A 13,415-nucleotide genomic window follows, 5' to 3' on the forward strand; every position below is an offset into this window, starting at 1 on the left:
GCCAGGCCGCTGACCGATGAGTCTCGCCGCCAACCGCTGGCTGTCCGCGGTGCCCACGCTGGCACTGGGGCTGGCCGCCGCCCTGCTTTGCACCGTCCTGCATACCCCGCTGCCGTGGATGATCGGCCCGCTGCTGGCCGTCGCCTCGGCACGCATGTGGGGCGCCGACCTGCGCGCGCCGTCGCAGGCGCGCAATGCCGGGCAGTGGGTGATCGGCGCCTCGCTCGGGCTGTATTTCACGCCCGACGTGGTGGCGCGGCTGGTGGAGTTCCTGCCGTACATCGTCGCCGGTTCGCTGTTCGCGCTGGCGATGGGCGCGGGCGGCGCGCTGATGCTGCGCCGGACCACCGGGGTCGCCTTCAAGACCGCCTACTTTTCCACAGCCATCGGCGGCGCTTCCGAGATGGCCAACCTGGCCGAGCGCAACGGCGCGCGCATCGACCAGGTCGCGGCGGCGCATTCGCTGCGGGTGCTGATGGTGGTGGTGACGGTGCCGGCGATCTTCCAGTACGGCGGCATCCATGGGCTTGACACGTACATCCCCGGGCCGCGCGTGGTCAGCGCGCCGGGCCTGCTGGCGCTGGTGGCAATCACGCTGGGCGTGGCGCTGCTGGTCAGGCGCCTGAACATGCCCAACCCGTTCGTGATCGGCACGCTGCTGGCGGCCGCGGTGCTGACGGCATCGGGCATCGAGCTGTCGGCGATCCCGGCCTGGATGAGCCGCGCCGGCCAGCTGCTGATCGGGGTGTCGCTGGGCGTGCGCTTTTCGCGCGAGTTCCTGCACACCGCGCCGCGCTTCCTGTCGGGCGTGGCGCTGTACACGGTGCTGGCGCTGGTGGTGTCGGCGCTGTTCGGCTGGGCGCTGGCTGCGCTGTCGGGCGCGCACCCGGCCACCATGATCCTGGCCTCCACGCCCGGCGGCATTGCCGAGATGTGCATCACCGCCAAGGTGCTGGAGCTGGGCGTGCCGCTGGTGACGGCCTTCCATGTGATCCGGATGGCCTTCGTGGTGCTTGCCACCGGCCCCCTGTATCATTGCCTGAAGCATCGCGTCGCGCCGGGGGAGACAGCGTAAGGTCGGCCACGGGTCGGCCACGGGCGCGGCCGGGAACATGGATACAAGAACGAGGACCGCCATGTCTGAAGCATCACCGCAACTTGCCCTTGCCGACATCGACGCCACGCTGGAGCGCGTGCTGGCGCCGTGGGTGCGCCAGCTAGGCCTGCGGGCCGAAGCCGTCGATGCAAAAGGCGTAACGCTGCGCCTGCCTTTCAACGAATCATTTCGCCACGCGGGTGGCGTGGTCTGCGGCCAGGTGCTGATGTCGGCGGCCGATACCGCCATGATCGTCGCCGTCGCGAGTGCGCTCGGCGGCTTCCGCCCGATGACCACGGTCTCGCTCACCACCAACTTCATGCGTCCCGTGATCGACGGCGACGTGCTGGTGCGCGCCAACGTGCTGCGCCTGGGCAAGACCGTGGTGTTCGGCGAGATCGAGCTGACCGGCACCGACGGCAAGCTCGCGGTGCAGGCCACCACCACCTACGCGCTGCTCTGATGCCAGCCAGCGCGGGCACCAGTCCCGCCCATCCCGCCAATCCCTTCGACCAGGTCGTCTTTGCCGGCGGCGGCAACCGCTGCTGGTGGCAGGCGGGCTGGTGGGACATGGTCGCGCCCGAACTGCAGCTGCGTCCGCGGGTGATCGCGGCCATCTCGGCCGGCGCGGCCACCGCGTGCATGGTCTATGCGCATGACTCGCACCAGACCATGGATTACTACCGCGAGGTGCTGTCCAACAACCGCCGCAATGCCTACTGGGGCAACCTGCTGCGCAACGAGCGCGTGTTTCCCCACTACGGTATCTACCGCACCGCGCTGCTGACGATCTTTGCCGACGGCCGCCTGGCGCAGCTTCTACAGGCGCCCGAGATCCGCATCGGCGTGGCGCATATCCCGCGCTGGAGCGGTCCGCGGCTGGCGGTGGCCGCAGGCCTGCTGGCCTACAACATCGACAAGCATGTGCTCAAGACGCTGCACCCGCGGCTGGGGCGCAAGCTTGGCTTCCGGCCCGAGTTCGTGCGCGCGCAGGACTGCGCCTCGCCTGAGCAGCTGGCCGACCTGCTGCTGCAGTCGGCGTCGACGCCGCCGTTCACGCCGGTGCTGCGCCGCGACGGCCGGCCGGTGCTCGACGGCGGCCTTGTGGATAACGTACCGGTCGATGCGCTCGACACCGCGCCGGGCAATGTGCTGGTGCTGGTGACGCGGCTCTATCCGCGCCCGCGCCGTTTCGTCATCGAGCAAGGCGGCCAGCGCCGCCTGTACCTGCAGCCCTCGGAGCGCGTGCCGATCTCGAGCTGGGACTACACCCGGCCCGATGCCATGACGCACGCCTACGAACTCGGCCGCCGCGACGGGGAAACTTTCCTGCGCGAGTGGCCGTCGATCCTGAATACCGAACTGCGGCCGGCCGCCTAGCTTCGTGTTGTGGCACCGGCCCGATCGATTGTCGATGCGGCCCGCGTGCCGCGACAGGAGGCATGGATGACCGAGCGCAAGACAACCCCCACCGCAACGCAGGGGACCAACGAACCGAGGCGTGCCCGCCAGGTCAGCGCTGCGCCACCCGTCGAGCGCGTCCCGCGCGCCCGCGGCCAGGGAGGCAAGCGCCGCAACGGCAAGGCGCGCGACGCCGACCTGGTGGTGATCGGCGGCGGCTCCGGCGGCGTGGCCTGCGCGCGGCGCGCGGCGGCGCACGGTGCGCGCGTGATCCTGGTCGAGCGCGATGCCATCGGCGGCACCTGCGTCAACCGCGGCTGCGTACCGAAGAAGATGCTGTCGTATGGCGCCTCGTGGGCAGCGATCCTGTCGGGCTGCCTGTCGCACACCGGCGGGCACGAGGACTGGCGCGACGCGATCGTGCGCGTCAATGCCGAGGTGGCGCGGCTGAACGCGGGCTACACCCAGCGCCTGCATGAATCCGGCGTGGAGATACTGCGTGGCGACGCGCGCGTCACCGCGCCCGATGAAGTCCGCGTCGGCGACGAGACCATCCATGCGCGCCGCATCCTGATCGCCACCGGCGCGCGCCCGCGCCCGCTGGACGTGCCCGGCGGCGAACTGGCGGCCAGCTCCGACGATGTCTTTACCTGGCAGACCGTGCCCGCCTCGGTCGCGGTGATCGGCGGCGGCTATATCGGCGTGGAGCTGGCATCGATCCTGTCGCGCTATGGCGTCAAGGTCGACCTGATCGTCGCCGGCGACCGGCTGCTGCGGCATTTCGACCATGAGATCGGCGCTGCGCTGGCCGAGGCGCTGACGGCGCGCGGCGTGCGCCTGCATCTGAATGCCGAAGTCAACCTGCTCAGCCAGGCCAACGGCGCGGTGGAAGTCTGCTACCGCCCCACCGACCGCCCCGGCCAGACCGAGGCCGTGCGCGCGCAGGCCGCGCTGGCGGCGATCGGGCGCATCTCCAATGTGCAGGGGCTGGGGCTGGAAGAACTCGGCCTGGCCTTTGGCGACAAGGGCGGCATCCATGTCGACAAGCAGTACCGCAGCAGCGTGCGCAAGATCTATGCGGTCGGCGATGCCACCGACGGCTTGCACCTGACGCCGGTGGCGACCGCGCAGGGCCGCTGGCTGGCCGACCGGCTGTATGGCCGGCGCGGCGAGCGTGCCGACTTCGATTTCGTGCCCACCGCGGTGTTCAGCGAACCGGCCATCGGCGCAGTCGGCATGACCGAGGCGCAGGCGATCGCCGATGCCGGCAAGCCCGAGCGCATCCGCACCGTGGTCAAGCGCTTTGTCTCGCTGGAGAACCGCTTCGGCGGCACGGCGTACCAGAGCGTGTTCAAGCTGGTGCTGAACGCGCGCAGCGGGCGCGTGCTGGGGGTGCACCTGATGGACAACGCCGCGCCGGAGATCGTGCAGGCGCTGGCGGTGGCGCTGCGCCTGGGCGTGCGTGAATCGCACCTGCAGACCACGGTGCAGCTGCATCCGACGGTGGCGGAGGAGTTGTTCGGCTGAGCGCTATTGAGCGCTACTCGGGTTCAATCACCGACCGGCAGCTTCAGCACGGCGCGCACGCCAACGCCCTGCGCGCCGTCGCCCAGCTCCACCGTGCCGCCGAAGCGCGACGCCATCTCGCGCGAGATCGCCAGCCCGAGCCCCGAGCCGGGCTCGGCGTTGCCCACGCGGCGGTAGAAGCGCGCGAAGACCTTCTCGCGCTCTTCGGCCGGGATGCCCGGCCCGTCGTCTTCCACGACCAGGCAGGCCGTTTCGTCGTTGCGGCTTGCCGACAAGGTGATCCGGCTGCCGCGCGGCGAGTACTGGATCGCGTTGTGCACCAGGTTGGCCAGCGCCTCGCGCAGCAGCGCGGGATCGGCGCGCACCGGCAGCTTCAGCCCCGGCACCGGCTCCCAGCCGAAGTCCTGCTGCTTGCCGCGCGCCAGCGGCAGGTAGTCGAGCGCCACCTGCTCGGCCACGGCGACGGCGTCGATGATGTCGATGGCGTCGCTGGCCTCGCCCGGCTGTGCATTCTCGCCATGGTGCTGGCGTACCCGCGCCAGCGCCAGCAGCTGGTTGGTCAGCCGCGCGGCCTGCTCCAGCTGCGTGACGATGCCGCCCACGGCCTCGCCCGCGGCGCGGCGCGCGGCTTCCGGATCGGGGTCGCGCAGCTGGCGCTGGGCATATTCGGCCTGCGTCTTCAGGATTGCCAGCGGCGTGCGCAGCTGGTGCGCGGCATCGGCGATGAACTGCGCCTGCGCCTGCGCCATTGCCGCCGAGCGCGACACGTGCAGGTTGACCGCGTCGACCAGCGGCCGCACCTCGGACGGCACGCGCTCGAAGGACAGCGGCGCGAGGTCGTCGGGCGAGCGCGCCTCGACGTCGTCGCGCACGCGCTTGAGCGGGCGCAGCACGTAAGTGACGCCGCCCACCAGGATCGCGGCGCTCAGCAGGATCAGCATCAGGTCGCGCGCCAGCGCGCTGCGCCACACCGTGGCGATCAGCGCGCTGCGCGGCTCGGCGGTCTCGGCAACCTGGATGATCACGCGCATGCGCGCATCGGGCCGGTACACGGGGCGCGCCATCACGCCGATGCGCACCGCTTCGCCCAGGTACTCGGTATCGTAGAAGCGCGGCTGGTTGTTGACGAGGTTGCCGGCGGGCAGCGGCAGGTCGTCGTAGCCGGTGATGGTCTCCACCTTGCCGGCGCGCTCCAGCGACACGCGGTAGTACACATGGGTCTGCGCCGCGCTCTCGAACATTTCCATGGCGGCGTCGGGCAGCGTGAGCTGGACGCTTTCGCCGGCCATGCCGATGGCGTTGTCGATGGTGCGGATCGAGCCGTACAGCGAGCGGTCGTAGGCCCGGTTGGCGGCGTCGCGCAGCGTGCCGTAGCTGAGCCAGGTGTCGATCGCCATCATCGCCGCCAGCGCCGGCACCAGCAGCAACAGCAGCTGGCGGCGCAGGCTGCCGCGCCGCCACAGCAGTATGGGATGGCGCGGACCCATGCGCATATTCCCTGCCATCCAGCGCATGTCAGCGCCCGGCCTCGGGCTCCAGCAGGTAGCCGAAGCCGCGCAGCGTGACGATGGTGACGCCGTGCCCGGCCAGCTTTTTGCGCAGCCGGTAGACCAGCACTTCGATCGCGTCGGGGGAGACGTCGGCGTCGAGCGAGAACACCTTGTCGAGCAGCTGCGCCTTGGTCAGCGGCTGGCCGCTGCGCGCCAGCAGCGCGCCCAGCAGCGTCGATTCGCGCGGCGTCAGCGCCAGCGGCTGGCCATCGAGCGTAAAGCTGCGCGTCTCGCCGTCGAACACCAGCGTGCCGCATTGCAGGCGCGGGTGCGCGCGGCCGCGGCTGCGGCGGATCAGCGCCAGCAGCCGCGCTTCCAGCTCGGCGATGGCGAAGGGCTTGGGCAGGTAGTCGTCGGCGCCGAGGTTGAGGCCGCGCACGCGTTCGTCGAGCGTGTCCTGCGCGGTCAGGATCAGCACCGGGGTGCGGTCGTCGCGCCCGCGCATCGACTTGAGCACGGCCAGCCCGTCCTTGCCGGGCAGGCGCAGGTCGAGCACGACCGCGTCGTATTCCTCGGCCTGCAGCCGTGCCTCGGCCTGCAGGCCGTCGGCGACGTGCTCGATCACGAAGCCGCCCTGCTCCAGTGCGCGGGCGACCCAGCGTGCCAGTTCGACTTCATCCTCCACCAGCAGGATGCGCATGCCGGTCCTCCTCCTCTGCCGGTTGTGCATGGCGGCCCCAGCGCTATGGCGCGCCTGCCGCGGGCGCCTATAATAACCCCGCCCCGCCTGTCCCGGCGCGCCCGCTGCAGGGCCGTCCCCCCAGTTCCCGATCACCGTGCCCAAGCGTCCGCCCCAGCAGTCCGCTTCCATGCCGCCCGCGGCGCATGGGTCGCCCGCCCTTCCCGCATCACGTCACGCATCACACCCGTCACCCGCCTCACCGCAGCGCCGCCGGCTGGCCGGTGCCGCGCTGCTTGCCGGGACTTCGCTGTCATTGCCGCTGCAGGCCCAGTCCATGCTGCCGGCGCCGCCGCCGGGCTATCCGTCGGGGTATGACGCCACCATTGCCCGCGCGCTGCGCGAAGGCGAGGTGGTGGTCTATGCCTCGACCGACCTGGAAGTGGCGCAGCCGCTGATCACGGCGTTCGAGACGCGCTATCCCGGCATCCGGGTGCGCTATGAAGACCTGAACACCGTCGACCTGAACCAGCGCTTCCTCGCCGAAACCGCCGCGCTCGGCAGCGGCCGCCCGGCGCCGGGCGCGCGCTATGCCGACGTGCTGTGGAGCACCGCCATGGACCTGCAGATCAAGCTGGTCAACGACGGCAACGCGCAGCGCTACGCCTCGCCGGAGCGCGCCGGCCTGCCCGGCTGGGCGGTGTGGCGCGACGAGGCCTGGGGCACCACCTTCGAGCCCGCGGTGATCGTCTACAACCGCCACCACTTTGCCGGCATGCGCGCGCCGCGCAGCCGCACCGGGCTGGCGCGGCTGCTGCAGGAGAACGCGCCGCGCTGGCGCGGCAAGGTGGTGACGTATGACGTGGAGCGCTCCGGCGTGGGCTACCTGCTGGCGCAGCAGGACGCGCGCATGGGCAGCGAGTTCTGGTACCTGGCGCAGGCGCTGGGGCGCGCCGGGGTGCAGCTGTCGTCGTCGACCGCGGAGATGGTCGAGCGCATCGCCAGCGGCGAGCTGGTGATGGGGTACAACCTGCTGGGTTCCTACGCGCTGTCGCTGATGGAGCGCGGCGCGGCGATCGACGTGATCGCGCCGCGCGACTACACGCTGGTGATGTCGCGGGTGGCGTTTATCGCCAGGCGCGCGCCGCGGCCCAATGCGGCGCGGCTGTGGCTGGATTTCCTGCTGTCGCGCGAGGGCCAGGCGCTGCTGGCCAAGTCGACCACGCAGCTCTATACCATCCGCACCGATACCGACAGCGTGCACACCGCCGCGGCGCTGTCGGAGCGCCTGGGCTACGCGCTCAAGCCGATCAGCGTGGGGCCGGGCCTGCTGGCCGCGCAGGACACGCTGCGCAAGCGCGCCTTCCTGGCGCGCTGGCACGAAGCGGTGCGCGGCTAGCGCCCAGGCCGGTTTCGGGGAGCCAGGGGAGTCAGGAGATCAGGGCACCAGATCGCTGGTGTCCAGGCCCGCGGCTTCCTTCTGGCAGGCCTGCTCGCACAGCGTCGACAGTTCGTCGTCGAGCTGCGCCATCGGGCGCGGCACGTAGCCGAGCCGCAGCGCGGGGGACAATCTCAGGGTATCGATGAAGGCATCCGCCATGCGCTCGGCGTTGGCGTCGAGGTCGAAGTCCTCGGGCGAGAACAGCCAGTGCGCCAGCACGCCACCGATGCAGGCGTGGAACGCATTGACGGCGAGATCCAGGTCGAGGTCGGCCGGCAGCTGCCCGCGCTCGCGCGCCAGGCGCAGGTGCTCGCGGATCTTGACCAGGCCTTCCTTGTGCGACTGGCGCTGGCGCTCGAAGATGGCTCCGTTGTCCTGCACCATCTCGCACTTGTGGAAGATGATCTCGAAGACGCGGCGCAGGCGTGGGTTCACCACGGTCTGGCGCATGACGTAGGCGCAGATGTCGCGCACGCCGCCGAGCGGGTCCTCCTGGCGCGCGATCCGCTCCGGATCGCACAGCGCTTCCACGGGCAGGTGCACGCGGTCGCACATGGCGGCGAACACATCGCTCTTGTTCTTGAAGTGCCAGTAAATCGCGCCGCGCGTGACCCCCGCCGCCTCGGCGATGTCGGCCAGCGACGGCCGTGCCACGCCGCGGGCGTGGAACACGGTTTCGGCCGCGTCGAGAATCCGGTGGCGCGTCTCTAGCGCCTCTTCCTTGGTGCGTCTGACCATTTCTGTCTCATATGCCGGAGGCGCATGGACACGGTGTCCACGGTCCGGCGTGTTGAATCTCCCCGGTGCCGCGCAAGGTGCGCGGCGGGTCGTTGTCGTCACATGGCTATGTTGTCGCAAGCCCCTGGGTCCGACAGGACGGCGCGCATCCTAACCCGAGTCGGCGGTTTGCGCCGGATACCGGATCAGGTTGGCCGGCTTTTCGCTGGGATCCGATGGTTCGCATCGGACCCGCCCGGCGTGATGTGAAAGCCCCTGCTGATGAATCGACTTTAACATACATGCTTGAATGTATATATAATACGCGCTCGCCCGGCTTTCGGCCAGCCGCCCCCTGTGACATAGCCAGCACCCTGGGCGACTCCTTGCGCAGGCCAGCCGGACGGCAATCCAGTCGTCATATAAAAGCCACCGTTCGTCGTATTCGTCGCCGCGCCGACGCGATTTGTGGCTAGCATCACGCTTTTATCCGCTGCAAATATTGCGGCGGGCTGCGTCGTTTTCGCTTTCCTGAGATGTCAGGCCGGGGCGATGCGGCAGATCTCAAATTGCCATCATGGGGTTATCGATGAGGAAGTCCCAACATATCAGTCGCGTTGCCACCTTTGCAGCCGCTGCGCTGTCGGCGCTGGCGCTCACTGCCTGCGGCGACAAGAAGGCCGAGGGCGGTGCCCCGCCCCCGCCGGAAGTCGGCGTGGTCACCGTGACGCCGTCGCCGGTCGCCGTCGTCAATGAACTACCGGGCCGCCTGGAAGGCGTGCGCACGGCCGAAGTGCGCGCTCGCGTCGAAGGCATCGTGCTGTCGCGCAACTACACCGAGGGCGGCGAAGTGAAGGCCGGCCAGGTGATGTTCCGCATCGACCCGGCGCCCTACCAGGCCGAACTGTCGTCGGCCCAGGCCGCGCTGCAGCGCGCCGAGGCCAACGCCGTCACTGCGAGGCTGAAGGCCGAGCGCTACAAGCCGCTGGTGGCCGTCAACGCGGTCAGCAAGCAGGAATACGACGACGCCGTGGCCGCCGCCGGCCAGGCCAACGCCGACGTGGCATCGGCCAGGGCCGCCGTGCGCACCGCCCAGATCAACCTGGGCTACACCACCGTGACCGCGCCGATCAGCGGCCGCGCCGGCCGCGCGCTGGTGACCGAGGGCGCGCTGGTGGGCAAGGGCGAGGCGACCAAGCTGGCGCTGGTGGAGCAGGTCGACCCGATGTGGGTCACCTTCACCCAGCCGGCCTCGGAAGTCACGCGCCTGCGACGCGCCATCGAGTCGGGCGCCGTCAAGGGCGTCAACGGCGGCGCCAACGTGCACCTGTACGTGGAAGACGGCCGCGAGTACGAGCACACCGGCAAGCTGCTGTTCTCGGACATGACGGTCGACCCGACCACCGGCGCGATCACGCTGCGCGCGCAGTTCCCCAATCCGAAGCGCGAGCTGCTGTCGGGCACCTTCGTGCGCGTGAAGATCGAGCAGGGCGTGGATGAGAACGCGCTGACCGTGCCGCAGCGGGCGCTGATCCGCGGCGCGCAGGGCGCCACCGTGCTGGTCGTTGGCAACGACGGCAACGTCGCCTCCGTGCCGGTCAAGGCGCCGCAGGCCATCGGCGACCGCTGGATCGTGACCGAAGGCCTGAAGGGCGGCGAGAAGGTGATCGTCGAGGGCCTGCAGAAGGTCAAGGTCGGCGCGCCGGCCAGGCCGGTGCCGTTCGTGCAGGCGGGTGCCTCGGCGCCGGCCGCCATGCCGGCTGCGGCTTCTGCTGCCCCGGCCTCGGCCCCCAAGGCCGAAGCGAAGCAGGAAGCGAAGGCCGAGGGCAAGCAAGGCTGAAACCGCCGCGCCGCGGCGGCTGAAGCCAGCCGCCGCGGCACACAGGGCTAGACAAAGAGGGAGCCAGTCTTATGGCCAAGTTTTTTATCGACCGGCCGGTGTTCGCGTGGGTGCTCGCGCTGATCATCGTGCTGGGCGGGATATTGTCGATCATGCAGTTGCCGATCGCGCAATACCCGAACATCGCGCCGCCTACGATCTCGGTCACGGCCACCTATCCGGGTGCGTCGGCCAAGACGCTGGAGGATTCCGTCACCTCGGTGATCGAGCAGGAGCTTAACGGCGCCCCCAACCTGCTCTACTACAACTCGACCAGCGAATCGACCGGCCTGGCGACGATCACCATCGCGTTCGCGCCCGGTTCCAACGTCGACCTGAACTCGGTCGAGGTGCAGAACCGCCTCAAGCGCGTGGAAGCGCGCCTGCCGGCGGAGGTGCGCCAGCAGGGCGTGCGCGTGGACAAGGCCGGGAACAACTACATGATGTTCCTGACCGTGTCGTCCAAGTCCGGCACGGCCAGCGCGATCCAGCTCGGCAACTATGTCTCGGCGCAGGTGATCGACTCGATCCGCCGCGTGCCGGGCGTGGGCCAGGCCGACCTGTTCGGCACCGAGTACGCCATGCGCATCTGGCTGGACCCGTCCAAGCTGACCGGCTACAACCTGACGCCGCTGGACGTGACCGCCGCGGTGAGCGAGCAGAACGTGCAGGTCGCCGTGGGCGAACTGGGCGGCACGCCCTCGCCCAAGGGCACCGAGCTGAACGCCACCGTCACCACCGAAAGCCGGCTGTCCACGCCCGAGCAGTTCGGCAACATCCTGCTGCGCACCAACCCCGACGGTTCGTCGGTGCGCATCAAGGATGTGGGCCGCGTGGAACTGGGCGGCGCCGACTACTCGACGCTGGCCCGCACCAACGGCAAGCCGTCGGCGGCCATCGCCATCAAGCTGGCCCCGACCGGCAACGCGCTGGCCACGGCCACCGCGGTGCGCGCCAAGATGGAAGAGCTGTCGAAGACCTTCCCGGCTGACTACCAGTACACGGTGCCTTACGACACCTCGGCCTTCGTCAAGATCTCGATCGAGGAAGTGATCAAGACGCTGCTGGAAGCCGTGGTGCTGGTGTTCCTGGTGATGTACCTGTTCCTGCAGAACTTCCGCGCCACCATCATCCCGACGCTGGTGGTGCCGATCGCGCTGCTGGGTACGTTCGGCGCGCTGCTGGCGTTCGGCTTCTCGATCAACGTGCTGACCATGTTCGGCATGGTGCTGGCGATCGGTATCCTGGTGGACGATGCCATCGTGGTGGTGGAAAACGTCGAGCGGATCATGAGCGAGGAAGGACTCTCGCCACGCGAAGCGACACGCAAGGCCATGGGCCAGATCACCGGCGCCATCGTCGGCATCACGCTGGTGCTGACCGCGGTGTTCATCCCGATGGCATTCTTCTCGGGCTCGGTGGGCAACATCTACCGCCAGTTCTCGCTGTCGCTGATCGCCTCGATGGCGTTCTCGGCGCTGCTGGCGCTGACGCTGACCCCGGCGCTGTGCGCGACGCTGCTCAAGCCGGTGGAAGCCGGCCATCACCATGAGAAGAAGGGTTTCTTCGGCTGGTTCAACCGCACTTTCGCTACCGCGTCGACCGGCTACCAGGGCGTGGTCGCGCGCATCCTCAAGCGCACCGGCCGCTACCTGATCATCTACGCGCTGATCATCGCCGGCGTGGTGGTGCTGTTCAAGCGCCTGCCGTCGTCGTTCCTGCCCGATGAAGACCAGGGCTACATGATCACGGTGGTGCAGCTGCCCAACGGCGCCACGCAGGACCGTACCATCGGCGTGCTCAAGCAGATCGAGGACTACTACCTGCAGAAGGAAAGCAAGGTGGTGGACCAGATGATCACGGTGGCGGGCTTCTCCTTCTTCGGCCGCGGCCAGAACGGCGGTATCGCGTTCGTGCGCCTGAAGGACTGGAAGGAGCGCACCGGCGAGGGCGAGAACGCGCAGGCGCTGGTGGGCCGTGCCTTCGGCGCGCTGTCGTTCATCAAGGACGCGATCATCTTCCCGCTCAATCCGCCGGCGATCGCCGAGCTGGGCAACTCCTCGGGCTTCGACTTCCGCCTGCAGGACCGCACCGGCCAGGGCCACGCCAAGCTGATGGAAGCGCGCAACATGATGCTCGGCATGGCCGCGCAGAACCCGGTGCTGATGGGCGTGCGCCCCGAAGGCCAGGAAGACGCGCCGCAGCTGCAGATCGACATCGACCGCGAGAAGGCGCGAGCGCTGGGCGTGTCGGTGGCCGAGATCAACTCGACGCTGTCGATCGCGTTCGGCTCCAGCTACGTCAACGACTTCATCTATGAAGGCCGGGTGCGCAAGGTGATCGTGCAGGCCGACGGCGCCGACCGCCGCCTGCCGGATGACCTGACCAAGCTGCGCGTGAAGAACAGCAACGGCGACATGGTGGCGTTCGCGGCGTTTGCGACGTCCAGGTGGATCATGGGCTCGCCGCGCCTGGAGCGCTACAACGGCATGCCGGCGGTGAAGATCGCGGGCCAGGCCGCGCCGGGACGCAGTACCGGCGAGGCCATGCGCGCGATGGAAGAGAACTTCGCCAAGCTGCCGCCGGGCTTCGGTTTCGAGTGGTCGGGCCAGTCGTATGAAGAGCGCTTGGCCGGCTCGCAGGAACCGATCCTGTACACGCTGTCGCTGATCATCGTGTTCCTGTGCCTGGCCGCGCTGTACGAGAGCTGGTCGATCCCGTTCTCGGTGCTGCTGGTGGTGCCGCTGGGCGTGCTCGGCGCGCTGCTGGGCGTGACGCTGCGCGGCATGCCCAACGATGTGTACTTCAAGGTGGGCCTGATCGCCACGATCGGCCTGTCGGCGAAGAACGCCATCCTGATCGTGGAATTCGCCAAGGACCTGCAGGCGCAAGGCAAGGGCCTGGTCGAAGCCACGCTGGAAGCGGTGCACTTGCGGTTCCGCCCGATCCTGATGACGTCGATGGCATTCATCCTGGGCGTGCTGCCGCTGGCGATCGCCACCGGCGCGGGCTCGGGCAGCCAGCGCGCGATCGGTACCGGCGTGATGGGCGGGATGATCACGGCCACGGTGCTGGCGATCTTTCTGGTGCCGGTCTTCTTCGTGGTGGTGCGCAAGCGCTTCAAGGGCAGCCAGCGCCAGCGCATGCTGGACAAGAAGTGGCATGACCCGCAAGAGGAAATCTGA

The 13,415-nt window shown here is 69.2% G+C and carries 10 protein-coding genes; 7 read left to right on the forward strand and 3 right to left on the reverse strand.

Annotation, left to right across the window (positions count from 1 at the left end; genetic code table 11):
* The first annotated feature begins 16 nt into the window (after positions 1 to 16).
* From AC5WJ1_RS16975 to AC5WJ1_RS16990, 4 genes are all read left to right on the forward strand, one after another.
* On the forward strand, positions 17 to 1,075 hold the full coding sequence (locus AC5WJ1_RS16975) for an AbrB family transcriptional regulator (protein WP_135706178.1): 1,059 nt from the start codon (positions 17 to 19) through the stop codon (positions 1,073 to 1,075).
* Positions 1,076 to 1,136: 61 nt separating this feature from the next.
* Positions 1,137 to 1,559: a PaaI family thioesterase gene (locus AC5WJ1_RS16980; RefSeq protein WP_116320087.1), complete on the forward strand. Its 423-nt coding sequence runs from the start codon at positions 1,137 to 1,139 to the stop codon at positions 1,557 to 1,559.
* A complete protein-coding gene (locus tag AC5WJ1_RS16985; RefSeq protein WP_135706179.1) occupies positions 1,559 to 2,476 on the forward strand; it encodes a patatin-like phospholipase family protein in 918 nt (305 codons plus the stop codon). Before AC5WJ1_RS16980 ends, AC5WJ1_RS16985 begins: the two co-directional genes overlap by 1 nt.
* A gap of 66 nt (positions 2,477 to 2,542) precedes the next feature.
* Positions 2,543 to 4,024 carry a dihydrolipoyl dehydrogenase family protein gene (locus AC5WJ1_RS16990; RefSeq protein ID WP_133096616.1) on the forward strand — a complete coding sequence of 494 codons (1,482 nt, stop codon included), beginning with the start codon at positions 2,543 to 2,545 and terminating at the stop codon, positions 4,022 to 4,024.
* A gap of 23 nt (positions 4,025 to 4,047) precedes the next feature.
* Here AC5WJ1_RS16990 and AC5WJ1_RS16995 read toward each other — a convergent pair whose 3' ends face one another.
* Together AC5WJ1_RS16995 and AC5WJ1_RS17000 are read right to left on the reverse strand one after the other, a co-directional pair.
* A complete protein-coding gene (locus tag AC5WJ1_RS16995) occupies positions 4,048 to 5,511 on the reverse strand; it encodes a sensor histidine kinase (protein WP_135706181.1) in 1,464 nt (487 codons plus the stop codon).
* A gap of 28 nt (positions 5,512 to 5,539) precedes the next feature.
* Positions 5,540 to 6,214 (reverse strand): response regulator, encoded by a 675-nt coding sequence (locus AC5WJ1_RS17000; protein WP_063239986.1) that lies wholly within the window; start codon positions 6,212 to 6,214, stop codon positions 5,540 to 5,542.
* Between the two features lie 316 nt (positions 6,215 to 6,530).
* Here AC5WJ1_RS17000 and AC5WJ1_RS17005 point away from each other — a divergent pair, with 316 nt between their 5' ends.
* Complete coding sequence (locus tag AC5WJ1_RS17005) at positions 6,531 to 7,592, forward strand: ABC transporter substrate-binding protein (RefSeq protein ID WP_205751643.1); 1,062 nt, start codon at positions 6,531 to 6,533, stop codon at positions 7,590 to 7,592.
* 39 nt (positions 7,593 to 7,631) lie between these two features.
* Here the strand turns inward: AC5WJ1_RS17005 and AC5WJ1_RS17010 are convergent, their stop codons facing one another.
* Complete coding sequence (locus tag AC5WJ1_RS17010) at positions 7,632 to 8,372, reverse strand: TetR family transcriptional regulator (protein WP_133096619.1); 741 nt, start codon at positions 8,370 to 8,372, stop codon at positions 7,632 to 7,634.
* A gap of 568 nt (positions 8,373 to 8,940) precedes the next feature.
* On the opposite strand from AC5WJ1_RS17010, the gene AC5WJ1_RS17015 reads away from it, so the two are divergent.
* A complete protein-coding gene (locus AC5WJ1_RS17015) occupies positions 8,941 to 10,191 on the forward strand; it encodes an efflux RND transporter periplasmic adaptor subunit (RefSeq protein WP_135706182.1) in 1,251 nt (416 codons plus the stop codon).
* 71 nt (positions 10,192 to 10,262) lie between these two features.
* Positions 10,263 to 13,415 carry an efflux RND transporter permease subunit gene (locus tag AC5WJ1_RS17020; protein WP_494476236.1) on the forward strand — a complete coding sequence of 1,051 codons (3,153 nt, stop codon included), beginning with the start codon at positions 10,263 to 10,265 and terminating at the stop codon, positions 13,413 to 13,415.

The sequence above is a fragment of the Cupriavidus sp. MEYA8 genome (genome assembly GCF_059278825.1).